Source organism: Cupriavidus sp. 10L43_2, assembly GCF_056395265.1.
On sequence record NZ_JBFTJE010000025.1, the window covers coordinates 54755 to 81435 of the forward strand.

Here is a 26681-nt window from a genome sequence, read left to right on the forward strand (position 1 = left end):
GCGACCTGGCGGTTGCGGCTTATCAAGGCGGGCGGACGGCTTATGGCTACGGTCATCGATCGGCGCGAAAACGGCGGCAACAAGAGTGCCGTCAACCAGCAACGCTTCATCAAGCGATACCGCGAGCAGATCCGGCAAGCGGTGGCGAAGGCGGTGTCCGGCCGGAAGATCATGGACATCGAGCAAAGTGGCCAGGTGTCCATTCCGGTCAAGGACATCACCGAGCCGGTGTTTCATCACGGCCAGGGCGGCAAGCGCGAGTGGATTCACCCCGGCAACAAGAAGTTCGTCCGGGGTGACAGCTTCGACCGCCAGCAGCAGGGCAGTGGTGGCGGCGGCTCGCGGGCCAGCGACAGCGGGGAGGGCGAGGATGATTTCGTCTTCACCCTGTCGCGCGAGGACTTCCTGAATTTCTTCTTCGAGGACATGGCGCTACCGGACCTGGCCAAGCGCCACCTCGCCAAGATCGCCGAGGTGCGCAAGGTGCGCGCCGGGTTCTCGATCGACGGCACCCCATCGAATCTCTCCATCCTGCGCACGATGCGTAGCTCGCTCGGCCGCCGGATCGCGCTGTCGAGCCCGTACCAGAAGCGTCTGCGCGAACTCGAAGCTGCCTACAGCGAGGAAATCGAGGCGCACGGCCCCTATACGGACACGGCGGTGGAGATGATGGAGAAGATGCGGCACCTGCGCGCCTGCGTGGACCGCGTGCCCTTCATCGAAAAGCTCGACCTGCGCTACAACAACCGCGTGCTCAAGAAGCGCCCGCAGGCCCAGGCGGTGATGTTCTGCCTGATGGACGTGTCCGGCTCGATGGACGAGAGCCGCAAGGACCTGGCCAAGCGCTTCTTCATGTTGCTGTACCTGTTCCTGAAGCGCAACTACGAGCGGATCGACGTGGTGTTCATCCGTCACCACACGGTGGCCAAGGAAGTGGAGGAGGAAGACTTCTTCCACTCGCGCGAATCGGGCGGCACGGTAGTGTCCAGCGCGCTGAAGCTGATGGTGGAGGTGATTCACGACCGCTATCCGGCGAGCCAGTGGAACATCTACTGCGCGCAGGCGTCCGATGGCGACAACTGGGCGGGGGACTCCGAACTGTGCGGCCGGCTGCTGCGCGAGTCGATCCTGCCGCTGGTGCAGTACTACGCCTATGTGGAAGTGGCATCCGAGGAGCCGCAGAACCTGTGGGAGGAATATCTCACGGTGAAGAACCAGTTCGAGCACTTCGCGATGCAGCGCATCATCGGTGCCGACGAGATCTACCCGGTGCTGCACGATCTCTTCCAGAAGCGGGCCGCCTGGCCCGGCAGGTAGCGGCGCGCCGGCACGGCGGCGCATCCGCGTACGTTCATGGGATAAGGGAGGAAGTTCATGGCTTACCTATCCACAGGCTCGGAGTGGACCTTCGAGCTGATCCAGCGCTATGACCGCGAGATCGCCCGCATTGCCGGCGAGTTCGGGCTCGACTCGTATCCGAACCAGATCGAGATCATCACCGCCGAGCAGATGCTCGACGCGTATGCATCGGCCGGGCTGCCGGTGGGATACAACCACTGGTCGTACGGCAAGCATTTCCTCTCCTCGGAGCGCAGCTACCAGCGCGGCCACATGGGGCTGGCCTACGAGATCGTGATCAACTCCAATCCGTGCATCGCGTACCTGATGGAGGAGAACACGATGCCGATGCAGGCGCTGACCATCGCGCACGCCTGTTACGGGCACAACTCGTTCTTCAAGGGCAACTACCTGTTCCGCACCTGGACCAACGCCGACGCGATCATCGACTACCTGCTCTTCGCCAAGAACTACGTGGCCGAGTGCGAGCAGCGCTACGGCGAGCAGGAAGTGGAGTTGCTGCTGGACTCGTGCCATGCCTTGCAGAACTACGGCGTGGACCGCTACAAGCGGCCCAAGAAGCTGTCGATCACCGAGGAGCAGGCACGCCAGACCGAGCGCGAGAGCTACCTCCAGATGCAGGTGAACGATCTCTGGCGCACCTTGCCCAAGCACCGGTCGCATCTGCTCAAGGAGGAAGAGGAGGCGATGGAGCCGGAAATCGCCTTCCCGCCGGAGCCGCAGGAGAACCTGCTGTACTTCATCGAGAAGAACGCGCCCAAGCTCCAGCCGTGGCAGCGGGAGATCGTGCGCATCGTGCGCAAGATCGCGCAGTACTTCTATCCGCAGCGCCAGACCAAGGTGATGAACGAAGGCTGGGCCACGTTCTGGCACTACACGATCCTGCACCAGCTCTACGAGGAGAAGCTCGTCAACGACGCCTTCATGCTCGAACTGCTGCAGGCCCACACCAACGTCATCTACCAGCCGCCGTACCACAGCCCCTACTACAGCGGCCTGAACCCCTACACGCTGGGTTTCCTGATGTTCCAGGACCTGCGCCGCATGTGCGAGAACCCGACCGAGGAGGACCGCCGCTGGGCGCCCGAGATCGCGGGCAGCGACTGGCGCCAGACGCTGGACTTCGCGATGCGCAACTTCAAGGACGAAAGCTTCCTGCTCCAGTTCCTGTCGCCGCGCGTGATCCGCGAGCTGAAGCTGTTCTCGGTCCTCGACGACGATCGCGAAGGCAAGCTGCGCGTGACGGCCATCCATGACGACGAAGGCTATCGCGCGATTCGCCAGCTGCTGGCGAACCAGTACGACCTCTCCAACATGGAGCCCAATATCCAGGTGACGAACGTGGATGTGGGCGGAGACCGCTCCCTGACGCTGCGCCACCTGCAGAGCGACCGCCGCCCGCTGGCACACAGCTTCGACGAAGTGGTGCGCCACGTGACGCGCCTCTGGGGCTTCACCGTGCGGCTCGAGGTGGCCTACGAGGACGGCCGGCGCGAACTCAAGTACGAGTGCAAGCCGGAGCGGAAGCACCAGCATCGGAAGGCGGCTTAAAAAACTGGCACGAACGTTGCTGTACAGATACCCGCACTCGGCCATGCCCCATGGCTGGGCCGGGTATCTGCGCATTGCGGCCGCACGCGGCTGCTGTACCGTGTCGACACATCACTAAACTGGCCCTTCCAGGGAAGCCAGCCGCTCCCCCATGGATACGCCTGACCGTCTTCTCCGCATTTTCCTTCGTATTGCCGAACTCAAGTCGCTGTCCAGGGCGGCGGAGGATCTCGATCAGACCCAGTCGGGCGTCAGCCGGCAACTCGCCACGCTGGAGGCGCAGCTCGGCAAGCCCCTGTTCGTGCGAACTGGCCGTGGCGTGGCCTTGACCGAGGCTGGGCAGAAGCTGCAGGAGGCCCTCGAAGGGCCGTACCGCGCGATCGACCAGGCTGTGGATGCGATCCGCGATGCCCACGGCACCACGCAGGGAACCGTCCGGCTGGCAATCGTCCACACGGTCAGCTATTACTTCATCGCCGACGTGGTGGCCAGCTTTGTCAGCGCCCATCCCAACGTCAATCTTTCGCTGATGGGACGCAGTTCGGCCGATGTGGTGGCGCTGGTGGAAAGCGGCAAGGCCGATCTTGGCGTGGTCTACGACACCGCGGTCGATACGGCCACCCTGACCACGCATCCGCTGTTCGAGGACGAGATGTGCCTGGTCACGCTGCAGCGTTCAGATGGGCTGCAGTCCGCGTCCCAGGACGGGCTCGACTTGCGCGGCCAGCCGCTGCGCCTCGTCGGCTTTCCGCACGGCTACGCGCTACGCCGGATGGTGGAGAGCGCCGGGTTGCAGCCCACGTATGTGGCCGAGGCCGAGACTGTCGATGCCATCCTGAAGCTGGTCTCTGCTGGCGTGGGCGATTGCATCCTGCCGTGCCGGCTACCCGACAAGCTGCTCCACGAGTACGGCCTGCACAAGCTCAAGATCCGCAGCCCGTTGCTGCGCCGCCGTATGGTGGCCGTCACTCACGCCGCCCGCCACGCGCTGCCGCTGGCGGACGTCCTGCTCGCCTCGGCCTTGCAGGTGGCCCGCACCCTCAAGCCGTGACGCAGTGAGATAGCAGCTATGCGCGTGGCTACATAGCACGGCAGGCGCCTGGTTTTCATACTTCCCTTCATGCCCCGCACCGGTTGCCGGATGGCATTCCACGGAGAAGAGAAGACATGAACGCCCCCCTCAGAGACAAGTCGTACTTCGACACGCGCGCCACCAACGAGATGGCGAGGCACCTGCGCAACAGGCCGCGCACCATGCAGGAGACCATGGCCTACGCCTGCCGCATCCTGGCGATGACCGAGCAGGAAGCCGGTCTGGCCGGCCAGATCAGCGTGCGGTCGGAGCGCCCCGGCGCCTACTGGACGCTGCGCTTCGGCCTCGGTTTCGACGAGGCGACGCCGGACGACTTCATCGAGGTGGATCGTGACCTCAACACGCTGACGGGCGATGGCATGCCCAACCCCGCCACGCGTTTCCATCTGTGGGTGTACGACGCGCGCCCGGACGTCAATTCGATCATCCATACGCATTCGCCCTGGGCCTCGGCACTGGCCGCCGCGCGCCAGCCACTGGTCATCGCGCAGATGGACATGACGCCGTTGCACGACGATTGTGCATTCCTGGGCGAATGGCCCGGCGTGCCGATCGCGGACCAGGAGGGCGTGATCATCTCCGCAGCGCTGGGCGACAAACGGTCGATCATCCTGGCGCACCACGGCTACCTGACCGCGGGCAAGACCTGCGAGGAAGCCACCTATCTCTCGGTCTACCTCGAACGCGCCGCGCGGATGCAGATCCGTGCGCAGGCTTTCGGCCCGCTGACGCCCGTGGACGATGCGCTCGCCCGCGAGGCCCACGACTACCTGCTCAAGCCTTCCATCGTCAACGCCACCTTCGCGTACTGGGCGCGCCAGACGCACGGCATCGCGCCGCTGCCACCCGCCTGAGTGCCTGCCGCCGGCGCATGGCCGACGGCTTATCCGAATCCAAGGAGCGTTACGATGAACAAGATTCCTGCCGCGCGCTCACGCCGCGCGTATATCACCGCGGGCCTGGCGAGCATGATGGGCACGACGATCGAATGGTATGACTTCTTCCTGTACGGCACGGCCGCCGCACTGATCTTCAACAAGATCTTCTTTCCGTCATTCGATCCCCTGACGGGTACGCTGGCGGCCTTCGCCACCTACTCGGTGGGGTTCTTCGCCCGGCCGCTCGGCGGCATCGTCTTCGGCCATTTTGGCGATCGGATGGGCCGCAAGTCGATGCTGCTGATCACGCTGTTCATGATGGGTATTCCCACGATCCTGATTGGCCTGATTCCGTCGTACGACAGCATCGGCTACTGGGCTGCCGTGGCGCTGGTGCTGCTGCGGTTGCTACAAGGGATTGCGGYCGGCGGCGAGTGGGGCGGCGCGGTGCTGATGGCCGTGGAGCATGCGCCCGAAGGCAAGAAGGGCTTCTTCGGCAGCCTGCCGCAGGCTGGGGTCGCGCCGGGGCTGGTGCTGTCGTCGCTGGCGATGGGGATGGTGGCGACGCTGCCGGAGCAGGACATGCTGACTTGGGGCTGGCGCGTGCCGTTCCTGGCGAGCGTCGTCCTGCTGGCGGTAGGCTGGTTCATTCGCGCCAAGGTGGCCGAGTCGCCGGACTTCGAGCAGATGAAGAAGCAGGGCGAGAAGGTGGAAATGCCGGCAATGGTCGTGCTGCGCCAGTATCCGCGCCAGGTCCTGACCGTGGTGGGCGGCCGGCTGGCCGAGGTGACTTGGTTCTACACGGTGGTCACGTTCGCGCTGGCCTATGCCACCGGCACGTTGGGCATCCCCAAGACAGTGATGCTCGACGCCACGGTTTGGGGCGCTGCCATCGCGCTGTTCACCATGCCCCTGTGCGGCATGCTGGCGGATCGCATCGGCTTCAAGTGGGTGTTCATGGCCGGTACGGTCGGCATCCTGTTGTTCTCGTCGCAGTTCTTCGACCTGTTGCAGTCGCTGGATCCACGCAACATCACCATCGCGCTCTCCATTGCCATCGGGCTGGTCTACGCCTGTCTCTATGCACCGGAAGGCAGCCTCTTTGCCGCGCAGTTCCCCGCCGAGGTGCGCTACAGCGGCATCTCGATTGCCGTGCAGGTCTCGGGCGCCATCGGAGGCGGGCTGGCGCCGATCGTCGCCACGTCGCTGCTGAAGTACGGCGGCGGCAGCCCGACCTATATCGTCTGGTACCTCGGTGCGCTGAGTGTCATCGCATTCGTGAGCGCCGCCTGCATGCGGGAAACAGCACTGGTCGGCTTGCCGGTAGCGGCGGTCAACGGGAGCCGACACGTATGACCCGCGCGAACCGACCTGTCATCGACTATTACTTCTGGCTGAATTCGGACTGGGCGTATCTGGGCGCGGATCGGCTCGATGCGCTGGCGCGGCGCCAGGGCGTCGAGATCCGGCACAAGCCCGTGAACCTGCCCGAGGTGTATGCGCGAACAGGGGGCGTACTGCTGGGGCAGCGCTCGCCCGAGCGGCAGCAATACCGCATCACGGAACTGGCGCGGTGGTGCCGCCACCTGAACATCCAGGTCAATCCGCTGCCGAAAACCATGTGCCCGAACGCGGACCTCGCGTCGGGCATCGTCATCGCCGTGGATGCGCAGGGGCTGCCGGTGCTGGAGCTGTACAAGGCCATCCTCCGCGCGCAATGGTGCGAGGAGCGCGATATCTCGTCGGAGGCCACGCTGCGCGAGATCCTCGCCGCGCAGGGGTTCAACGCGGACGCGACGCTTGTGCGGGCGCGCTCGGCAGACACCCTGGAGACATACCGGCGCAATACCGACGAAGCCGTGGCCGCCGGGGTATTCGGTTCGCCGTCGTATGTCTTCGACGGGGAGTTGTTCTGGGGCCAGGACCGGCTGCACATGCTGGAAGTGACTGTCGCGGCGCGGCTGTCGGCGTAGGCCGTACGGGGCGAACTGCCGATCCGGCACGTCGCCCCGTCCTTTTGTACGCCTTTGTATCTGGCCGCACGCGCGATACGGGACGCGACACTAAGGGGGCAAATACGCCACGAGCGCGATACGTGAGCGGGCTTAAATAGCATCCATGGCAGCGCAACGCGACAACGACACAGCGGATCGCTGCCTTGGCATCACACACGACTGCAACCCGCTCACGCATCCACCAAGGAAATCGATCATGTCCAAGACCCTCACCTCCCGCCTCGTTCTCGCCGTTGCCCTCGCTGCCGCCGCTGTCGGCRCACAAGCTTCCGTCCTTGGCGCCCGCGACCCGTACAGCGATGGCGCCCGCGCCGTGCAGAGCGCGCGGGATGTGTTCAGCGAAGGTGCCCGCTCGGCGACGGCGGCCCGCGACCCGTACACCGAAGGCGCCCGCTCGGCGGACCCGTATCTCGACGGCGCCCGCTCGGTGCAAGACCAGCGCAGCCCGTTCACCGACGGCGCCTGACGCCTGACGCCGGATCCCCCCTTTTAGAACCAGGAGAAGCCAGTGTTGGTTGCTACCACGCAGGAAGACCGATCGCTCAGGCTGTTTGCTGGACTTGGCCTGTTCATCATGGCGCTGTCGCTGAGACCGGGCATTGTGTCGATGGGGCCGCTGGTGCATGCCATTCAGTCGGAATTCGGCATGAAACACGCGGAGGCGGCGCTGCTGACCGCCATTCCTGACCTGTGCATGGGTATCTGCGCCATCTTCGTGCCGGCAATCGGCCGCCGCTTCGGCGGCGACCGGGTGGTGCTGTTCTCGCTTGCGTTGTTGGGCGTGGCGTTGGCCCTGCGGGCATTCGCCGGATCGCCCGGCAGCCTGTTGTTCGCCACGCTGCTGGTTGGGATTGGGGTCGCGATTTCCGGGCCGCTCCTCGGCGGCTGGATCAAGAGCCATTTCTCCGGCGAGGCCGCGTTCTTCATGGGCATCTATGCCGCCGGGCTCGGTATCGGGGCAACGTTGGCGGCGGTGGGTAGCGAGGTCATCGCCCACGCCGGTGGCGGCTGGCGGCTGGGCGCCGGCATCTGGGCCGTGGTCTGCGTCCTCGCCATTGTGAGCTGGCGCCGCCTGACATCGGCATTTCCGTCGAAGTCGCACGCTGCCCGTGTGGAAGCCGCGGTCAGCCGTGCGCCATGGCGCTCGGGGCGGGCCTGGCTGATTGCCATGTATTTCGGGATCGGTCAGTTCATCTGCTACGCCTGCTTCGCCTGGGTAGGGGAGAGCAGCCGGGAATTGCAGATCAACGCGCTGAGCGCGGGTGTCAATCTGGGCTTGTTCGCCGCAATGATCGCGATCAGCAGCTTCCTGTCGGGCTATGTCACCGGCAAGTCATTGGACCGTCGCGGCTGGCTGGCCTGGGCGGCTCTGCTCTCGATAGGGGGCGCCGGCGTGCTTTGGTGGTCGCCGGGCATGTTCGGGGTGATGCCGGTGGTGGCGCTCGCCCTGGGCCAGGGCGTCTGCTTCGCCTTGGCCATGACGCTGCCCCTGGACAACACCACGTCCCATCATGAAGCGAGCCAATGGACCGCCTTCATGCTGTTCGTGGGCTACCTTGTTGCCGCGCTTGGACCGTTTGTCTTTGGCTTCCTGCGCGACGTGACGGGGGCTTTCCAGGCATCCTACGGCGTGCTGGTTGCCGCATCGGTGGCGCTGCTGGTGCTGACGCCGTGGCTTGCGCCACGGCTGCGGGAAGACACCGCCGAGGTCTGATGTGCGAGGGGGTTATCGCAGCTTGGCCGCCCTCGGCCGGGCTGTCGACGACGCCCCGGCCCGGTCCAGATCCACGCCCGGCAGCAGGTGCAGCAGCCGCACCAGTTCCGACTGGCGGTGCGTGCCGGTCTTGCGCAGCGTGTCGCGGATATGCACGCGCACGGTGTGGGGCGACAGGAACTCGCGCTCGGCGATCTCGTTCAGCGTCTCGCCGGCGGCGAGGCGGATGGCGATGATGCTTTCCTTCTTCGACAGGCCGAACAGCGACGTCAGCACGGCGGCGTCCAGCACCGAGCGGGACTCGGAATTGCCCAGCAGCATCATGGCCGCCGGCAGTTGCCACGGGCCTTCGACCGGCTGGCGCGAGACCAACGGCATGACGATGATCGGCACGGGCTGGCCGCCCGACGTGATGTGCATCCAGGATCCCGCCGCGGCGCCGCCGTTGCGGCCGCCATGGACGGCGGCCTGGAGCAGGTCGCGCAGCACGCCTTGCAGGGATTCCGGCCGCGCGCGCAGCAGGCCGTTGTCGAGCGCCAGGTTGGCGTCGGCCTGTACCAGCGATTCGGCCCAGCTGTTGGCGTAGCGCACGCGCATGTCCGCCTGGAGCACCATCACGCCGAAGTCGAGGGTATCGAGGCCGGCCAGTCCCAGCGAAGCCAGGCCGCTCAGCTCGAAATTGCGGTGCTGCATGCGGGCGGCGCGAGCCCAGTGGGGCATTACCTGCGCCAGGCGGCGCTCGCGGTGGTCGGCGGGCATGAAGTCATCGCAGCCGCCGGGTGTGGCGCTCATCAGCACGCAGACTTCGGAGGTGTCGAAGAGCCGCACGCCCCGGGCGAGGCCCATGCAGTCATAGCCGCCGCCGGCCGCCACGGGTTTTGTCAGCAGCTGGGTGTCGGCACCGGATGCCATGGCGACCGATGCCGGTACGGCGTCTGCGCTGGCGAAGTGTCCCGGGAGGGCGCGCATGCTGTCCGGCATGGTGCCGACGCTGGTGTAGCAGCCGTTCGGCGTCACGCCCAGGCGTGCCTGGCCTGCGAGCTTGTCCCAGATCAGGTAGCGCGGGCTGCCGGTGCAGGTGTAGCGGGAAAAGAGGTCGAGCGCCTCTGGCATGGCCGCCACGTCCATGGCGGATTCATAGATGCTATCGACCAGACGATGGAAGACATCGTCGGCAGACGGGTGTTCGCCCATTTTCATTTCCCCCGGTGGCAAACGCCTTTTCCTCAGGACCACTGCGGCGAGGCGTGGTCCCCTGTTTTATGTTTGGATACTGCCGGCCGGGGGTTGGCCGGCCGTCACGACGATGATCCCGCACAAGCCTTGTATCGGGCCATCCCGCCTTGGGAGGGAGCCGGCAAGGGCGCGGTCCCGGCCAATCTGGCGCGGGCTCGCGTGATAGTAATGCGCGGCCCCTGTTATTTGAAGCATTCCTGGCGAATGTTCCGGCTTTGCATTGCACAAAAGCGACAACTTTGTGACGGCTGGGGACAATGCTGCACAACCGGGGGGCATTAGGCCGATTTCCCGGCAGTCCGCGTGACGAGTCCGACGCCCGGCGGCGTGGCCTCCGCGCCAGGCTTGCCGCCGGCGCTGTCCAGGCTGATCCCCCCGCCATCCACGCGCACGGTCAGTTGTGGCGCGGCCATGCGGATGCCGGCTTCGTCGAAATTTCGCTTCAGCCGCATGTTGAAGCCCCGCGTGATCTCGGCCTGCATCAGCGGCCTGGTCTTGAACTGCGCCAGCACGACGATGCCGTTGGGGTCGAAGCGGTCGAGCCCCAGGATATCCAGCCCCGAGAGCAGGTTGCGGCTGTAGCGGTGGTCGCGGGCCAGTTCGGCGCCGGTCGCCCGGATCACCTCGGTGGCGCGGTCGATGTCGCTCTCATAGCCCACCGCGATGCTGAACACGGCGAACGCATAGCCGCGCGACAGGTTCTTCACCGCCTTGATCTGGCTGTACGGCAGCGTGTGCAGGGCGCCCTTGCCGTCGCGCAGCTTCACCGTGCGGATGGTCATGCCTTCCACCACGCCGGCGTGGTCGGGCAGTTCGATTGAATCGCCAATGGCAATCGAATCCTCGATCACGATGAACAGGCCGGTAATCAGGTCCTGCACCAGGCTCTGGGCGCCGAAGCCGATGGCCAGGCCGACCACCCCGGCGCCCGCCAGCAGCGGCGTGACATTGACGCCGAGATTGGCCAGCACCGCGATCATCGCAATGACCAGCAGCCCCACGAACGACGCGTTGCGCACCAGCGGCAGGATGGTCTTGGCGCGCAGGCTCGGCTGCTGGCCGCGCCCGTGGCCCGGCGTCAGCGTCTGGGTAATGGCGGTGTCGATCAGCAGCCAGACCAGCCACGCCAGCAGCACCACGCCGACCACGCTGAGGATCGATTCGGTGATGTGCCGGCCCAGCGTGGTCGAGTCGGCCAGGCGGATGATCGACGAATTCCAGACGCGCGCCACCAGTTCGACGAACGCCATCCAGATGATGACGCGCACCAGCGCGATGCCGAAGCGGGCAAAACGCTGGATATAGGCGGAGCGCCGGCGGTCCCGCAGGCGCGGCGCGCGGACCGTGGCCTTGGGCGAGCGGCCCGCCACCAGCGTCAGCAGCAGTGCCGCCACGAACAGCGCCACCGTGACCACGGCGCGGCGCAGGAACTCGTCGGCATGCCCGGTAGCCATGATGGTGCCGACCACGGAGGACAGCACCACGGCCAGCATCGGCAGATACCAGGCATGCCCGGCCAGGCGCAGCAGGTCCACGATGGCCGGGTGGGCCTGCCGGAATGCCAGCGGGCGCAGCGAGATCAACTGGCCGACGGGGCGGCGGAAACGCACCGCAAAGACGGCAATCAGGATGGCGGCGAGGATGTTGGCGAGGGTGCCGACGAGCGCGGCGAGATTGACGCCCAGCGCGGTCACGATGCGGGGGTCGGTACTGGCCTCGCCCAGCGCGGCGAGCGCGCCGGTCACGAAGAGCAGCCATGGCGAGTGCTTGAGCAGGTCTCGTATGGCGTTTGATCGGTGCGCGGAGTGGAACAGCGCGAAGATCACCTGGCACGTGGCAGACATGATCGCGCCGGCCACGATCGCATACGCCACCATCACGCCGCCCATGCTGGCCGGCGTACGGCCGTAGACCTTGTACGCGAGCAGCACGGTCATCGCGAATGCCACGACCCACGGCCCGATCCGGCGCAGAAAATAGATGCCGACATCCATCCACGACGGCACGGAGGGCAGGTGGGCCGGCTGCGCGGGCCGCAGGCGGTTCCGGTGGATGCGCCGCGACAGCTCCCAAAGCAGCCAGCCGGTCAGCGCCCAGCCGGCGAGGATGGTGGCGAACTCGCGCACGGACATGAACGCCGGGCGGGTGTCGCGGACCGTCAGCGCCTCGCGCCATTCCTCCCCGGCGAACTGGATGCGCCAGCCCCAGTAGTGCCACGCGCCGTGGTCCTTGCGCGGGGCCTTGTCGATTTCCTCGAGGGCCTTGGCAACGGCGCCGATCAGCCCGGGCGAGGGCGAAGGCGCGGATGCGGCCGTTGCCGCCACGTCCGAGGCCGCAGCGGGGGCCGAGGCGCCGCCCGCCGCCACGCCGCGCCGCAGTGCCTGCAACTGGCTAACCAGATTCTGGCGCTCGACGTCGTTCTGCAGCGTGGAAATGACTTGATCCAGCGACTGGGCGAGCGCCGCGCTGGCGGGCGCGGCTGCGGGTGCCGAGGCCGGCGGCGGGGCCGCCTTCTTCTGACTCAGCGCGAGCGCGGCCAGCGGGCCGCCGACGGCATGGGCAGCCAGCGGCAGCATGCACGCAACAAGCACGAAGCAAAGCCAGGCCAGCCAGTCAGGACGATGCGGGATACGGGGCATGAAAGGGGCGCAGCGGCAAGGGCCTTCGGCCGCATGGGGGGCGAAAAGACAGGATCGCGCCACTGTAGCGCATCGCCCGCGCCGATGCGCTATCGGGCCGGCCGGACGGGATCGACGGAAATTCAAAAAAACTGAATGACTGATTGGAACTTCGTCCCCGTATCGGTCACATCGAAGGTCTAATATTCAACCCATGGACGGCGAACATGAGCCAAAGCAAACGAAGTCACCGCCAAAAAGACATTCAAATTCACTTAATGATATACCGGAGAGAAATCATGACCAAGACCACTGCCCTCAAGATCGCCGCTTCCCTGATCGTTTCGCTGGCCACCGTCGGCGCCGCCCAGGCTGGCACCGTGCCCGCCGATCAGTATGGCTACCAGTTCCGCACCGGCGTGCCGGCAGACCAATATGGATATGGCTTCCGCACGCACGACACCTTCACCGATGGCGCCCGCAGCTTCGATCCGTTCCTGGATGGCGCCCGCGGCTGATGGTTGATGCCCGATTGTTGGAGAAAAAGGCGCCGTGCCTCTCGCACGGCGCCTTTTCTTTTGTGGACGTCAGGGCAGCACTGGCTGGGCCACCGCCCGCGCGATGATCGCGTCCGCATCGCGTTGCAACAGGAACCGCTGCGTCACGAGGTCGTTGGCTGCCGCCGTCACCGCGGCCACATAGCCGGCCTGGTCCGTGTACAGCGACTCGAGCGAGGGCCGTCCGTCACCGGCCGAGACGCGCGCCGCCTCGGTCTTGTGGAAGGGGAGGAAGGACCCGGTCAGGTTGGACAGATCCACGATGCCCGGCGTGGCGACATAGTTGAACTCGACGCTGGTGCCCAGCGGCGCGCGCGCCTCCACGCTGTGGATGCCCGCCTTGGGGATGCCCGTCGAGGGGTCCACCTGCGGCACGAGGATCGCGTAGTCGCGGTTCAGGTACGCCGGCGGCAGCACCGTGGCGATCCCGGACTCGTCCTCGCGCCGGTACTGCGGGCCGAAGTCGAGCAACGGATAGCCGTTGTAGCGCGCCAGGTACTGGAAGTCAGGCACCGCCGTCTGCACGCCGCTCACGGCCCACGTCACGCCCTTCATGACGGGGAAGGCCACGTCGGCTGGGCGCACCAGCGAGCCATCGGCCAGCGCCGGCACCTGGCTGGCAGGCGGCGTGGTGCCGCGCACGACCCAGTCCTCGAGATCGATGAACAGCGCACGGAAGGTGTCGTTGTGCTGGATCACCGTGCCGGCCGGGTAGACATTACGGGTGGGCGCGAAGCTGATGCTGGCCGTGCCGCCCGCCCCGCCGTGCTGGGCGCCCGTGTAGTAATAGATACGGGCGTTGTCCGGCTGCTTCAGGTCGGCGAAGCCGTTGGCGTCGGTCAGCACCGGCGAGCCCTGCAACTGCCAGAACTCGGTGCCCGACAGGCCGAGGAAGAACTTCGGGCAGGTGTTCGACGCCGAGCAGCGCGCCATCACGCCGCCTTTGGTGCCCGAGATATCGTCCACGTAGTCCTTGTCGAGGCCGCGCGGCGCGGTCTGGCCGAACGCCGAGTGGTCGGTACGCAGGCCGCCACCGCCGCCCGGCACGGCGAAGCGCGTGTTGATGTTGGTCTGGCGGGCCGCCACGTGGGCGTAGATGCCGTCGAAGACCTTCGAGCCGTCGAGCGCCTGGTTGAAGCCCAGGTGCAGGAAGGTTTTCATCGCATTGCCGGACTGCGACGTCCCCTGGCCCAGCGCGTGGGTGATGCGACCCGCCACCGGGTTCGGCGTGCCGGCGCCGTCCGCGGCCTTGCTGCGGAAGAAGCTCACGGTGTCCCGCAGCGCGGCCAGCCCCACGCCCATCACCTTCGGGTCCTTCGCCACGTACACGAGTTCATAGAGGTACTTCGGATCGAAGCCGCCGCGCAGGCAGATGCTGGCCGGGTCGGGCTTGCCGGGGAACGCGTTGGCGCTGGCGTCGCACGTGGCGAATTTCCAGTCGCTGGCGGGAATTGCCACGCGCGCATCGGTCTCATTGACGCGCCGCGTCAGCGAGTAGCCAGGCTGGGTGTTGTCGAGGCTGGCCGGCGCGTAGGGGATCATGGTGCCGTTGAATACGCCGCCGGGCAGCGTCATCGCCGGCGCGGCCGCGCCCGGCACCAGTTCGGTCCGATAGGTGCCGGTGATCGCGGTGCCATCGGCATTCTTCGCCACCGGCACCGTCACGGTCAGCCGTGCCGGGCTCGATTTCGGTACATCGCCCTGCCAGGCCGAGTACAGCAGCACGTAGCCGCGCTCCAGGTAGACGGCATCGCTCGGGCTCGCGGCGGGGTTGACCATGGTCAGGATATTGCCGCGATTGGGCGCGTCGTAGCGCAGCACGCCGCTGGCCTTGCTCATGTCCTTGGGCTTGAGCATGACGAAGTCGGCCGAGTACTCGACCATGCCGTTCGCGTTGACGGGCGCCAGCGCCAGGTCCTGGATGATGGCGTTCTTCGGGTCTTTCGGGTCGACCTCGCCGCTGAGGGTGCCCGTCAGTTGCTCGTACTGGCCCACGCTGCCGTAGCTGCCCGCGAAGTCCTGCGTGCCGGTGATCTTGAGCGTCTGCGTGGGCGCATGCGTCTGGGGCGTGCCACCGCCACCACCGCCGCCACTGCTCCCGCCGCCGTTGTTGTCGTCGCTGCCACCGCAGGCCGTCAACATGGCCATGGCGCCCGTCAGGGCGAGCGCTACCGCGTGCCGCATCGGTGCACGTGCTTGCATCGTCTGTCTCCTCGTTGTCGTTCGGGATTGCTTGCGCGGCAGCCCTCAAGGATGGGATTGCCCCGCGCGGTCGCCGCCCGTTCGTGCGCACCGCTGTCGAAGTGAAAGCAGTGTAGGAGTGACCGATTAAGCTGATAAATTGATTGTTTGGATGAATTGATCGAGGATGTGGATGGATAGTCAGGCCCCACGCGCCGCGCGGTGTTCCGCTACCATGGCGCTCTCAATGCACGGAGAACACCGATGCCGTCGATCGACACCCTGCTGACATTCCTCGGGATTGCCGTCCTGCTGAGCCTGGCGCCCGGCCCCGACAACATCTTCGTGCTGCTCCAGTCGGCCATGCATGGCACGCGCGCCGGGCTGACCGTGGTGCTTGGGCTCTGCACCGGACTGCTCGTGCACACGGCGGTGGTGGCGGTGGGGCTGGCCGCGCTGCTGGCGGCATCGGCGATGGCCTTTACGGTCCTCAAGGTCGCCGGGGCGCTCTATCTGGTCTGGCTGGCGTGGCAGGCGTTCCGCGCACCGGTGGGGGAGATGTCACCGCAACATGCCGATGCCAATCCGCCCCGCCGCATGTACTGGCGCGGCGTGGTGATGAACCTCACCAATCCGAAGGTCGTGATCTTCTTCCTGGCCTTCCTGCCGCAGTTCGTGGTGGCCGAGCGCGGGCACGTGGCGCTGCAGCTGATGGTGCTCGGCTTTGTGTTCATCCTCGCCACGCTGCTGGTCTTCGGCGCGATTGCGTGGTTCTCGGGCGTGTTTGGCCGTGTGCTGATGCGCTCGGCCCGCGTGCAGCGGGCGATGAACTGGTTTGCCGGCACGGTGTTTCTCGCGCTGGCGGGGCGCCTCGCGCTGTCGCAGCGCTGAGGCGGTAGCCTGAGGCGGGCGCCTCAGGCGAACGTGATGGCCTTGCGGCGCTCGGCGTGCTCGAGGTGCGGCACGTTGTTGAAGCTCAGCAGCCGCTGCGTGCCGCGTCCCACGATCAGCTCGCAGAAACCGGTATTGCGGAACTGCAGGTTCAGTTCAATGGCGGTCTGCGTCGGCGCGCCGAGCAGGTCGGCCACCGCGCGGCCGATGGCGCCGCCCGAGCTGACCACGAGCAGCGCATCCTCGCGCGCCGCGCCCTCGGTGGCGTGCGTCAGCGCGGACTGCATGCGCGCGCCGAAATCAGTCCAGGTCTCCGGCATGCCGGTCAACGTGTCCTGCGTCCAGGCCGCGAACGCCGCACGGAACGTGCGCCAGTAGTCCTGGTAGTCGCCGTTCTGATGGGCGCGATGATCGCCGCCCTTGGTGAAACTGCGATACAGCGCCTCGCCATCGTATTCATTGAGGCCGGGATGGGACACCACGGCGGTATCGGTCGCCCCCATGCCGGCGAGGATCTCGGTGGCCGTGTCCTGCTGGCGCACCAGCGAGCCGGCCACCACGCGCCGGAAGCTGACGCCCCGGTCGCGGAAATACTCGCCCAGCCAGCGCGCCTGCTGGCGGCCCACGTCGGACAGGCAATCATAGTTGGCGGCCCCGAACGAGGCTTGTCCGTGACGGACCAGGAATAGCGTTGCCATGGGAAGGGGGCGTCTCGCGCCGGAAAATCATCGTGAGACTGATTCTAGAAGCCTGCCTCCCGCCCGCAAAGCAAGCTGCTCCGGAATTCATACCGGCCATCTCCGCGCTGCATTGTCCGGCGCGGAGAGGGCGGCCCGGGTCAGTCCAGCGTCACTCCGGTGTCGGCGGCCAGCTTCAGGATCACCGGCAGGTAGGCCTTGTAGGCGCGCTGCGCTTCCGCCGGGGAGCTGCCGATGGGCTCGAGACCCATCTCGTCGATCTTCGCCTGGAACTCGGGCGACTTGACCAGCGCCACGACCTCGCGGCCCAGTTTCTCGACGATGGCTTCGGGTGTCTTGGCGGGCGCCATCAGCGTGGTCGGCCCGACGATCTTGTACGCCTCATCGCCATAGCCCGCTTCGGCGAACGTCGGCACATCGGGCATCCCGCGGGCGCGCGTGGTGCCGGACACTGCCAGTGCCCGCAGCTTGCCGGTGGCAACGTACTGCCGCAGCGTGGTCACGGAACTGATCGTCATGTTGACCTGCCCGGCGAGGAGGTCGGTGACCAGCGGGCCTTCGCCGCGATACGGCACGTGGAGGATATCCACGCCGTAGGTCTTGTCCATATAAGCCTGGATGGTGTGCGGCAAGGTGCCGGGGCCCCACGAGCCCATCCGCAGCTTGCCCGGCGACTGCTGCGCGTAGGCCAGCAGCTCCTTGACGGTCTTCGCGGGCACCGTCGGGTTGACCGTCAGCACGGTGCGCGCCATGGCGATGTCCGAGAGTGGCCGCAGATCGGTGCGCGGGTCATAGGGCAGCTTCTTATATAGCGCGATGTTGGACGTGATCGGCCCGGGAATCGTCATCAGTAGCGTGTAGCCGTCCGGGGCGGACTTGGCGACGAAATCCGTGCCGATGATGCCGCCCGCGCCGCCCTTGTTCTCCACGACCACGGTCTGGCCCAGGCGCTTGGACAGCCCGTCGGCCACCTGGCGCGCCATCGTGTCGGTCAGCCCACCAGCGGGATACGGCACGATCAGGCGAATCGGTTTGGTCGGGTAGTCACCCTGCGCATGCGTGGCCAGTGAAACCAGCCCGAGCATGACGCCGGCAACGCGCGCGGCCAGTCTCCTGCGTGACGCGATGGAATGCTTCATGGTGTTGTCTCCACGTTATATCCGGCCTGAAAACAGGCGGCGCCGCTATGTTGCGGCGAGATCGGATGGCCCCATTGGGAGCGGGGCCGTCCGGAAAAAGCGGGGGAACTGGGGGTGAAGCGAGGTGTGGCGGTAGGGCGGGGGGCGCTCAGAGGTCCAGGTAGCTCGCCACCATGCGCGTGAGTTCCACGGGTAGCCGTTCATCGGCGAGCGTGAGCGGGCCGGGGTCGTTCAGCACCGCGTTGACGATCATGCCGAAGACCACCTGCATGGCAAAGCGCACGTGCTGCTCGGCTTCTTCTGGCGGGCCGGGCAGGCGCGGTACCAGCAGCGCCACGAGCCGGTCGACGATTTCCTGGCCGTTCTTCTGATGCGGCAGCCATTCCTCGGGGCGCGTGGTGGCGTGCTTGAGTGATGCGCGAATCACGCCCCGGTTGTTGTGGCAGCCGGTCAGCAGGAAGCGCATTGTCTTCTCGACGATCTGGCGCGGCGGCGTCTCGGCCCAGCGCCCTTCGTTCAGGTAGCGCGCAACGGAGGCGTCGGTCTCTTCCATCACGAGCGTGCGCAGGGCGTCGAAGAACGCCATCTTGTCGCGGAATCGACCGTAGAAGGCGCCCACGGACACCTGGCAGGCCGCCGCGATCTGCGCCACCGAGACGGAGGCGAAGTCGCGCTGCGCGAGCAACTCGCGGCCGGCGGTCAGCAGCGCCTGTTCCGTTTCCTTGGCGCGGCGCTGGCGGGGTGGCTGGAGAATCGAGGGGGTATCGATGCGGGGGAAGGCTGTGGACGAAGACGTGCTATTCGTCACACTCGGAAAGGATGCTTGCATGGCGGATTCCGTATTCGAATTCGGATTCGGTTCTATGTCCGCACATTATGGTTTCGTATACCGCAGCGTCAAATTGGGGTTTACGATCCGGACGTTTTGCGGGGCAGGCCTGCGCACTGGCCGACCAGCGTCTGCACGCAGCAGGCATTACCGTTCCACTCCCCGCCGGTGACCTTGCCGTTGGCGGCGGCCAGCAGCTTGCGCTGACATCGTGCCGTGGAGGCAGGTGGCTCAAGCTGCGCATCGCGCGGGCCGCTGCCGGGCGGGTGCGCCGTCGGCAGTTCGTCGACCCATATATAGGCGGTGCCGGCCGGCGTGCTCTGCACGGACTGCGGCGGCCCCCACTGAGCCTGCACCTGCTCGACAGGCGCGCCCTGCCAGGATGCGAAGATCCGATGCATGGCGCCGCCATCGACGCTGGTGCAGCCAATGGTCACGCCGGCCGCGCAGAGCACGGCGGCGGCAAACGGAAGGCGGGGCAACGCGGGCATGGCGGCTCCATCTAGGTAGCGAACCCTCCTCGGCAGACTAGCCGAGCGGGCGCCCGGCTGGCAACGCCACTATGCGCGCCGCCGCACATTGCCTGCCGACCCCGATCCCGACTCCGATCAGGCGAACAGGGTGAGGGTTTGTGTATCCGATGAACGCTCGGTTGTCCGGGCGGGGCGTTTGATCGACGGAGCGCGGCTGGGCGCCGGCGGCTCCGGTGGCGTCAGCGCAAACGGTCGGGACGCCGCGAGCGGCACCGCCGAGGCGCGCAGGGCGTCCAGGCGCGGCGCGAGGATCTGGTAGGTATCGACATCGAACCGGGCCGGCGCGGCGAGCAGGGCAGCCGCCGCGTCGAGGTCCGTCACGGACCCGAGATAGCACCAGTTCTCCAGCACGTGCCATGGCTGTTGGGGCTGATCCGATTCCCGCCACGCCACCGCGCCGGCGAATGGCCACGGCTGCAATGCTAGCGTGGCGATGGCGGCCATCGTCCGCTCCCGATGCGCCGCGCGCGATTCGTCGCCCGTGCAGGCGCCCGCGCAGCGATGCAACTGTCGCGCGAAACACGGGTTGCCGCGCCGGTGCGTGGGTTCGAGCATCAGCGTGGTCAGACAGAGCGTGTGTTCCTCCGCCAACTCCCGCAGCCGGGCCTGGGCTGCGGCGCGGCTGCCGAACGCGCCATAGAGATTGGCATGGCGGCTGAAATCCACGTGCCGGTCCGAGCGCAGGCGCGGCACGGGCAGGCCATCGGGGATCTCCCACGAGAACAGTTCGCTGTTCTGGCGCAGCAACTGGTTGTGCAGTGGCTGCAGAGACTTGACCAACTGCGCCTCCATCAGCAGCGCGCCGACTTCGCCGCCGGTCTCGTGCCACGCCACGCGCCGCACGCCTCGCGCCAGGCGCATCTCCTTCTCATGGCGATGGTCGCCCGAGAAATGGCTTTTGATGCGCTGACGCAGGTGAATGCTCTTGCCAACGTAGAGCGGCGCGTCTTCGTCGCCATAGAACAGGTAGACGCCGGGACGATCGGGTACCTCGTCGAGCGCGGTCTCGGACAGGCCGGCCGGGAGGCTCGCCTGCTTCACCAGCGACTTGACGGCCGATTCCACCAGATCCACGGTATAGAGACCATGGAGCTTCTGCCAGAACTGCCAGAGTAGTTCGGCGTCCGCCAGCGCGCGGTGACGGCCCTTGGGCGTCAGGCCGAAGCGGGCGATCAGCGCGTCCAGGCCATGGCGCTCCACCGACGGGAACAGCGCGCGCGACAGTCGCACGGTGCAAAGCACGTCGGCGCGGAAGGTGATGCCAGCGCGCCGGAACGCATTCTTCAGGAAGCCGTAGTCGAAGCGCGCGTTGTGGGCCACGAAGAGGCGGCCTTGCAGCCGCTCTGCCAGCGACTCGGCAATCGACTCGAACGTGGGTTTGCCGCGCACCATCTCTTCAGTAATGCCGGTCATGCCCTGGATGAAAGACGGGATGCTGGCCTGTGGGTCCAGCAGCGTGTCCCATTCCTGGATGCCGTCCGGGCCGACTTCGACCACGCCGATCTCGGTAATGCGGTCACGCTGGGCATCGGCGCCCGTGGTTTCCAGGTCGACGAATACGATCGGCCGCGCGAGGGCGGTGGCGAGCGCGTGCGCATCGAGGGCGCCGGCGTCGCGGCTCGCGAGGCGTTCGGGCACGTAGGTCATCAGGTCAGGCGGTGTCGTCATGGGGCGATTCTACTGCGCCCGAAAATTCTTTTGCGAAACCCCTTGCCAGCCTGCGTTGGCTCCCTTAATATTCGCCCCCTCGCAACACAAACCGCGCTGCAAACGCAGCAGCGACAAGGGYTGCGGGGTTGATGGGGTGGTCGGGCTGAGGAGTTTTYCAGCGCTGACCGCGGCGAAAAAAACTTCGCTGACCTGTTGACGAAACGYAGGTTGTTCTTCATAATCTCGTTTCTCTGCTGCGACGCAAACGACGCAGCRCAGACAAGCAGTACCGCCCCCGGCAAAGCCGGTGTGGCCAGTTCTTTAACAACCAAACAACCGATAAGTGTGGGCGCTTGATGGCGAACGCCGCGTGGACTTCGGTCTGCGTGTTGCTTCAAAAGTTATTAAGTGCTCGCACAGTAAAACATGTTCGGTTCGTTCTTCGGAATGGATCGAGTCAGTTTTCTGAGAGTGAGCGACCGCTCGAAAGAGCGAGGTGCTTCGGCACCACACAGGTATTGAACTGAAGAGTTTGATCCTGGCTCAGAKTGAACGCTGGCGGYAKGCCTWACACATGCAAGTCGAACGGCAGCACGGGAGCAATCCTGGTGGCGAGTGGCGAACGGGTGAGTAATACATCGGAACGTGCCCTGTTGTGGGGGATAACTAGTCGAAAGATTAGCTAATACCGCATACGACCTRMGGGTGAAAGCRGGGGACCGAAAGGCCTCGCGCAATAGGAGCGGCCGATGTCTGATTAGCTAGTTGGTGGGGTAAAAGCTCACCAAGGCGACGATCAGTAGCTGGTCTGAGAGGACGATCAGCCACACTGGGACTGAGACACGGCCCAGACTCCTACGGGAGGCAGCAGTGGGGAATTTTGGACAATGGGGGCAACCCTGATCCAGCAATGCCGCGTGTGTGAAGAAGGCCTTCGGGTTGTAAAGCACTTTTGTCCGGAAAGAAATGGCTCTGGTTAATACCCGGRGTCGATGACGGTACCGGAAGAATAAGCACCGGCTAACTACGTGCCAGCAGCCGCGGTAATACGTAGGGTGCGAGCGTTAATCGGAATTACTGGGCGTAAAGCGTGCGCAGGCGGTTTTGTAAGACAGGCGTGAAATCCCCGGGCTCAACCTGGGAATTGCGCTTGTGACTGCAAGGCTAGAGTACGTCAGAGGGGGGTAGAATTCCACGTGTAGCAGTGAAATGCGTAGAGATGTGGAGGAATACCGATGGCGAAGGCAGCCCCCTGGGACGTGACTGACGCTCATGCACGAAAGCGTGGGGAGCAAACAGGATTAGATACCCTGGTAGTCCACGCCCTAAACGATGTCAACTAGTTGTTGGGGATTCATTTCCTCAGTAACGTAGCTAACGCGTGAAGTTGACCGCCTGGGGAGTACGGTCGCAAGATTAAAACTCAAAGGAATTGACGGGGACCCGCACAAGCGGTGGATGATGTGGATTAATTCGATGCAACGCGAAAAACCTTACCTACCCTTGACATGCCACTAACGAAGCAGAGATGCATTAGGTGCTCGAAAGAGAAAGTGGACACAGGTGCTGCATGGCTGTCGTCAGCTCGTGTCGTGAGATGTTGGGTTAAGTCCCGCAACGAGCGCAACCCTTGTCTCTAGTTGCTACGAAAGGGCACTCTAGAGAGACTGCCGGTGACAAACCGGAGGAAGGTGGGGATGACGTCAAGTCCTCATGGCCCTTATGGGTAGGGCTTCACACGTCATACAATGGTGCATACAGAGGGTTGCCAACCCGCGAGGGGGAGCTAATCCCAGAAAATGCATCGTAGTCCGGATCGTAGTCTGCAACTCGACTACGTGAAGCTGGAATCGCTAGTAATCGCGGATCAGCATGCCGCGGTGAATACGTTCCCGGGTCTTGTACACACCGCCCGTCACACCATGGGAGTGGGTTTTGCCAGAAGTAGTTAGCCTAACCGCAAGGAGGGCGATTACCACGGCAGGGTTCATGACTGGGGTGAAGTCGTAACAAGGTAGCCGTATCGGAAGGTGCGGCTGGATCACCTCCTTTCCAGAGGCTTGTGTTCACAAGTCAAGCGTTCACACTTATCGGTTTGTTTGCTGTTACAGCCAAGGGTCTGTAGCTCAGGTGGTTAGAGCACCGTCTTGATAAGGCGGGGGTCGTAGGTTCAAGTCCTACCAGACCCACCAAGTTATCCGGGGGATTAGCTCAGCTGGGAGAGCACCTGCTTTGCAAGCAGGGGGTCGTCGGTTCGATCCCGTCATCCTCCACCACTTACCTTGGTTGGTTTGCCAAATGAAAGCACTTAGCGCGAAGGCGCTGTGAGTGCTTTCATTTGGCATTGCCAAGCGATTGGATTCAMTGAATCCGTCGGCTGTTCTTTAACAATATGGGATGTAGTAAAGGTGTCGCGCGAGCGTTGATGAGACGCTGAATTATCCAACGCGATACCGGGTTGTGATTGTATCAACCAAAATGTATTTAAAGTGATCGAAAGATGACTTGGAATACGGCACAAACGCGAGAACTCAGACCTATGGTGAGTYGTGTGCTTAAGCGAAAGCTGAGACACACTCGTTATAGGGTCAAGCGAACAAGTGCATGTGGTGGATGCCTTGGCGATTACAGGCGATGAAGGACGCGGTAGCCTGCGAAAAGCTTCGGGGAGCTGGCAAACAAGCTTTGATCCGGAGATGTCCGAATGGGGAAACCCGGCCCTTATGGGTCATCCCTGACTGAATACATAGGTCAGGGAAGCGAACGCGGCGAACTGAAACATCTAAGTAGCTGCAGGAACAGAAATCAACCGAGATTCCCAAAGTAGTGGCGAACGAAATGGGAAGAGCCTTGTACTCTTTAGCAGCATTGTTAGCAGAACGGGATGGAAAGCCCGGCCATAGCAGGTGATAGCCCTGTATGCGAAAACAGCGTTGTGGAACTAGGTGTACGACAAGTAGGGCGGGACACGTGAAATCCTGTCTGAAGATGGGGGGACCATCCTCCAAGGCTAAATACTCGTAATCGACCGATAGTGAACCAGTACCGTGAGGGAAAGGCGAAAAGAACCCCGGGAGGGGAGTGAAATAGATCCTGAAACCGCATGCATACAAACAGTCGGAGCCTGGAAACGGGTGACGGCGTACCTTTTGTATAATGGGTCAGCGACTTACATTCAGTGGCAAGCTTAACCGATTAGGGAAGGCGTAGCGAAAGCGAGTCCGAATAGGGCGTTGAGTCGCTGGGTGTAGACCCGAAACCAGATGATCTATCCATGGCCAGGTTGAAGGTGCGGTAACACGTACTGGAGGACCGAACCCACTAACGTTGAAAAGTTAGGGGATGAGCTGTGGATAGGGGTGAAAGGCTAAACAAATCTGGAAATAGCTGGTTCTCTCCGAAAACTATTTAGGTAGTGCCTCGTGTCTCACCTTCGGGGGTAGAGCACTGTCATGGTTGGGGGGTCTATTGCTGATTACCCCGCCATAGCAAACTCCGAATACCGAAGAGTGCAATCACGGGAGACAGACATCGGGTGCTAACGTCCGGTGTCAAGAGGGAAACAACCCAGACCGCCAGCTAAGGTCCCCAAATATAGCTAAGTGGGAAACGAAGTGGGAAGGCTAAAACAGTCAGGAGGTTGGCTTAGAAGCAGCCACCCTTTAAAGAAAGCGTAATAGCTCACTGATCGAGTCGTCCTGCGCGGAAGATGTAACGGGGCTAAGCTATATACCGAAGCTGCGGACGCACAGTAATGTGCGTGGTAGGAGAGCGTTCTGTAAGCCTGTGAAGGTGTCTTGTAAAGGATGCTGGAGGTATCAGAAGTGCGAATGCTGACATGAGTAGCGATAAAGGGGGTGAAAGGCCCCCTCGCCGTAAGCCCAAGGTTTCCTACGCAACGTTCATCGGCGTAGGGTGAGTCGGCCCCTAAGGCGAGGCAGAGATGCGTAGCTGATGGGAAGCAGGTTAATATTCCTGCACCGTCGTATGATGCGATGGGGGGACGGATCGCGGAAGGTTGTCCGGGTGTTGGAAGTCCCGGTCCCTGCATTGGAGAAGGCGCTTAGGCAAATCCGGGCGCGTAATTCAAGGATGTGGGGCGAGCGGCCTTGAGCCGCGAAGCAATTGGAAGTGGTTCCAAGAAAAGCCTCTAAGCTTCAGTCATACGAGACCGTACCGCAAACCGACACAGGTGGGCGAGATGAGTATTCTAAGGCGCTTGAGAGAACTCGGGAGAAGGAACTCGGCAAATTGGTACCGTAACTTCGGGATAAGGTACGCCCTTGTAGCTTGACTGGCCTGCGCCAGGAGGGTGAAGGGGTTGCAATAAAATGGTGGCTGCGACTGTTTAATAAAAACACAGCACTCTGCAAACACGAAAGTGGACGTATAGGGTGTGACGCCTGCCCGGTGCCGGAAGATTAAATGATGGGGTGCAAGCTCTTGATTGAAGTCCCGGTAAACGGCGGCCGTAACTATAACGGTCCTAAGGTAGCGAAATTCCTTGTCGGGTAAGTTCCGACCTGCACGAATGGCGTAACGATGGCCACACTGTCTCCTCCCGAGACTCAGCGAAGTTGAAGTGTTTGTGATGATGCAATCTCCCCGCGGCTAGACGGAAAGACCCCATGAACCTTTACTGTAGCTTTGCATTGGACTTTGAACCGATCTGTGTAGGATAGGTGGGAGGCTTTGAAGCGTGGACGCTAGTTCACGTGGAGCCGTCCTTGAAATACCACCCTGGTTTGTTTGAGGTTCTAACCTTGGCCCGTGAATCCGGGTCGGGGACAGTGCATGGTAGGCAGTTTGACTGGGGCGGTCTCCTCCCAAAGTGTAACGGAGGAGTTCGAAGGTACGCTTGGTACGGTCGGACATCGTACCTAAAGTGCAATGGCAAAAGCGTGCTTAACTGCGAGACTGACAAGTCGAGCAGGTGCGAAAGCAGGACATAGTGATCCGGTGGTTCTGAATGGAAGGGCCATCGCTCAACGGATAAAAGGTACTCTGGGGATAACAGGCTGATACCGCCCAAGAGTTCATATCGACGGCGGTGTTTGGCACCTCGATGTCGGCTCATCTCATCCTGGGGCTGTAGCCGGTCCCAAGGGTATGGCTGTTCGCCATTTAAAGAGGTACGTGAGCTGGGTTTAAAACGTCGTGAGACAGTTTGGTCCCTATCTGCCGTGGGCGTTGGAATCTTGACGGGGGCTGCTCCTAGTACGAGAGGACCGGAGTGGACGTACCGCTGGTGTACCTGTTGTCTCGCCAGAGGCATCGCAGGGTAGCTATGTACGGAAGAGATAACCGCTGAAAGCATCTAAGCGGGAAACTCGCCTGAAGATGAGGATTCCCTGGAGGCTTGACCTCCTTGAAGGGTCGTTCGAGACCAGGACGTTGATAGGCTGGGTGTGGAAGCGCAGTAATGCGTTAAGCTAACCAGTACTAATTGCCCGTAAGGCTTGATCCTATAACCAGTGTGTCTTACCTGGTGTAGCGGTTCGCCGCCTTGTGCCACGATGGTACAAACACAACCAATCTTTACTACTCCCAGATTCGCCGTGCTGACATGCGTCAGCGCGGCAACCCCTCATGCCTGGTGACCATAGCGAGTCGGAACCACCCCTTCCCATCCCGAACAGGACCGTGAAACGACTTTGCGCCGATGATAGTGCGGACTACCCGTGTGAAAGTAGGTCATCGCCAGGCTCTTATACCCAGAACCCCCAGCCCCATAAAGGC

Annotated in this window: 18 protein-coding genes, 2 tRNA genes and 3 rRNA genes; 15 read left to right on the top strand and 8 right to left on the bottom strand. The window is 63.8% G+C overall.

The genetic code is table 11. From position 1 onward, the window contains the following. Nucleotides 1–42 precede the first annotated feature (42 nt). The 8 genes from AC1DEL_RS25740 to AC1DEL_RS25775 all read left to right on the top strand — a co-directional run bounded on the left by AC1DEL_RS25740 (nucleotide 43) and on the right by AC1DEL_RS25775 (nucleotide 8610). On the top strand, nucleotides 43–1317 hold the full coding sequence (locus AC1DEL_RS25740) for a YeaH/YhbH family protein (RefSeq protein WP_092293380.1): 1275 nt from the start codon (nucleotides 43–45) through the stop codon (nucleotides 1315–1317). A gap of 57 nt (nucleotides 1318–1374) precedes the next feature. Beyond that, nucleotides 1375–2910, top strand: coding sequence for a SpoVR family protein (locus AC1DEL_RS25745; protein WP_092293378.1), 1536 nt, complete (start codon nucleotides 1375–1377; stop codon nucleotides 2908–2910). A gap of 151 nt (nucleotides 2911–3061) precedes the next feature. Beyond that, nucleotides 3062–3961 carry a LysR family transcriptional regulator gene (locus AC1DEL_RS25750; RefSeq protein WP_477113734.1) on the top strand — a complete coding sequence of 300 codons (900 nt, stop codon included), beginning with the start codon at nucleotides 3062–3064 and terminating at the stop codon, nucleotides 3959–3961. Nucleotides 3962–4077: 116 nt separating this feature from the next. Further along, entirely contained in the window at nucleotides 4078–4857 is a 780-nt protein-coding gene (locus AC1DEL_RS25755) for an aldolase (protein ID WP_092293374.1), read from the top strand. Between the two features lie 54 nt (nucleotides 4858–4911). After that, entirely contained in the window at nucleotides 4912–6237 is a 1326-nt protein-coding gene (locus tag AC1DEL_RS25760) for an MFS transporter (protein ID WP_477159216.1), read from the top strand. Then, nucleotides 6234–6854, top strand: coding sequence for a DsbA family protein (locus AC1DEL_RS25765; protein WP_477126393.1), 621 nt, complete (start codon nucleotides 6234–6236; stop codon nucleotides 6852–6854). Before AC1DEL_RS25760 ends, AC1DEL_RS25765 begins: the two co-directional genes overlap by 4 nt. A 238-nt stretch (nucleotides 6855–7092) precedes the next feature. After that, on the top strand, nucleotides 7093–7362 hold the full coding sequence (locus AC1DEL_RS25770; RefSeq protein WP_477159217.1) for a hydroxyquinol 1,2-dioxygenase: 270 nt from the start codon (nucleotides 7093–7095) through the stop codon (nucleotides 7360–7362). 42 nt (nucleotides 7363–7404) lie between these two features. Further along, nucleotides 7405–8610 (top strand): MFS transporter, encoded by a 1206-nt coding sequence (locus AC1DEL_RS25775; protein ID WP_441593674.1) that lies wholly within the window; start codon nucleotides 7405–7407, stop codon nucleotides 8608–8610. 12 nt (nucleotides 8611–8622) lie between these two features. Here AC1DEL_RS25775 and AC1DEL_RS25780 read toward each other — a convergent pair whose 3' ends face one another. Then, nucleotides 8623–9804, bottom strand: a complete 1182-nt coding sequence (locus AC1DEL_RS25780) for a helix-turn-helix transcriptional regulator (RefSeq protein WP_092294323.1) — start codon at nucleotides 9802–9804, stop codon at nucleotides 8623–8625. A 320-nt stretch (nucleotides 9805–10124) separates the two neighbouring features. Further along, entirely contained in the window at nucleotides 10125–12485 is a 2361-nt protein-coding gene (locus AC1DEL_RS25785; RefSeq protein WP_092293367.1) for a mechanosensitive ion channel family protein, read from the bottom strand. Between the two features lie 278 nt (nucleotides 12486–12763). Here AC1DEL_RS25785 and AC1DEL_RS25790 point away from each other — a divergent pair, with 278 nt between their 5' ends. Further along, entirely contained in the window at nucleotides 12764–12982 is a 219-nt protein-coding gene (locus AC1DEL_RS25790) for a hypothetical protein (RefSeq protein WP_092293365.1), read from the top strand. 69 nt (nucleotides 12983–13051) lie between these two features. Here the strand turns inward: AC1DEL_RS25790 and AC1DEL_RS25795 are convergent, their stop codons facing one another. Continuing rightward, on the bottom strand, nucleotides 13052–15223 hold the full coding sequence (locus AC1DEL_RS25795; protein ID WP_092293363.1) for an alpha/beta hydrolase domain-containing protein: 2172 nt from the start codon (nucleotides 15221–15223) through the stop codon (nucleotides 13052–13054). Between the two features lie 243 nt (nucleotides 15224–15466). On the opposite strand from AC1DEL_RS25795, the gene AC1DEL_RS25800 reads away from it, so the two are divergent. Next, a complete protein-coding gene (locus tag AC1DEL_RS25800) occupies nucleotides 15467–16093 on the top strand; it encodes a LysE family translocator (RefSeq protein WP_092293361.1) in 627 nt (208 codons plus the stop codon). A gap of 23 nt (nucleotides 16094–16116) precedes the next feature. Here AC1DEL_RS25800 and AC1DEL_RS25805 read toward each other — a convergent pair whose 3' ends face one another. The 5 genes from AC1DEL_RS25805 to AC1DEL_RS25825 form a co-directional block, all read right to left on the bottom strand. Beyond that, nucleotides 16117–16791, bottom strand: a complete 675-nt coding sequence (locus AC1DEL_RS25805; protein ID WP_092293359.1) for a histidine phosphatase family protein — start codon at nucleotides 16789–16791, stop codon at nucleotides 16117–16119. Between the two features lie 140 nt (nucleotides 16792–16931). Next, nucleotides 16932–17930: a Bug family tripartite tricarboxylate transporter substrate binding protein gene (locus AC1DEL_RS25810; protein ID WP_441593678.1), complete on the bottom strand. Its 999-nt coding sequence runs from the start codon at nucleotides 17928–17930 to the stop codon at nucleotides 16932–16934. 148 nt (nucleotides 17931–18078) lie between these two features. Continuing rightward, complete coding sequence (locus AC1DEL_RS25815; protein WP_477110817.1) at nucleotides 18079–18759, bottom strand: TetR/AcrR family transcriptional regulator; 681 nt, start codon at nucleotides 18757–18759, stop codon at nucleotides 18079–18081. 80 nt (nucleotides 18760–18839) lie between these two features. Next, a complete protein-coding gene (locus tag AC1DEL_RS25820; protein ID WP_477126395.1) occupies nucleotides 18840–19250 on the bottom strand; it encodes a hypothetical protein in 411 nt (136 codons plus the stop codon). Between the two features lie 117 nt (nucleotides 19251–19367). Next, the gene (locus AC1DEL_RS25825) at nucleotides 19368–20960 is read right to left on the bottom strand and encodes a 3'-5' exonuclease family protein (protein WP_177219891.1); all 1593 of its coding nucleotides are present in this window, start codon (nucleotides 20958–20960) and stop codon (nucleotides 19368–19370) included. A gap of 502 nt (nucleotides 20961–21462) precedes the next feature. Here AC1DEL_RS25825 and AC1DEL_RS25830 point away from each other — a divergent pair. The 5 genes from AC1DEL_RS25830 to rrf all read left to right on the top strand — a co-directional run bounded on the left by AC1DEL_RS25830 (nucleotide 21463) and on the right by rrf (nucleotide 26648). Continuing rightward, a 16S ribosomal RNA gene (locus AC1DEL_RS25830) occupies nucleotides 21463–22994 on the top strand. 63 nt (nucleotides 22995–23057) lie between these two features. Then, nucleotides 23058–23134 (top strand) — tRNA-Ile (locus tag AC1DEL_RS25835). A gap of 8 nt (nucleotides 23135–23142) precedes the next feature. Beyond that, nucleotides 23143–23218 (top strand) — tRNA-Ala (locus AC1DEL_RS25840). Between the two features lie 310 nt (nucleotides 23219–23528). Further along, nucleotides 23529–26409, top strand: a 23S ribosomal RNA gene (locus AC1DEL_RS25845). 125 nt (nucleotides 26410–26534) lie between these two features. Then, nucleotides 26535–26648: ribosomal RNA gene (gene rrf / locus AC1DEL_RS25850) — 5S ribosomal RNA — on the top strand. Together the 16S, 23S and 5S rRNA genes with 2 tRNA genes alongside form the textbook arrangement of a ribosomal RNA operon. Nucleotides 26649–26681: the final 33 nt, after the last annotated feature.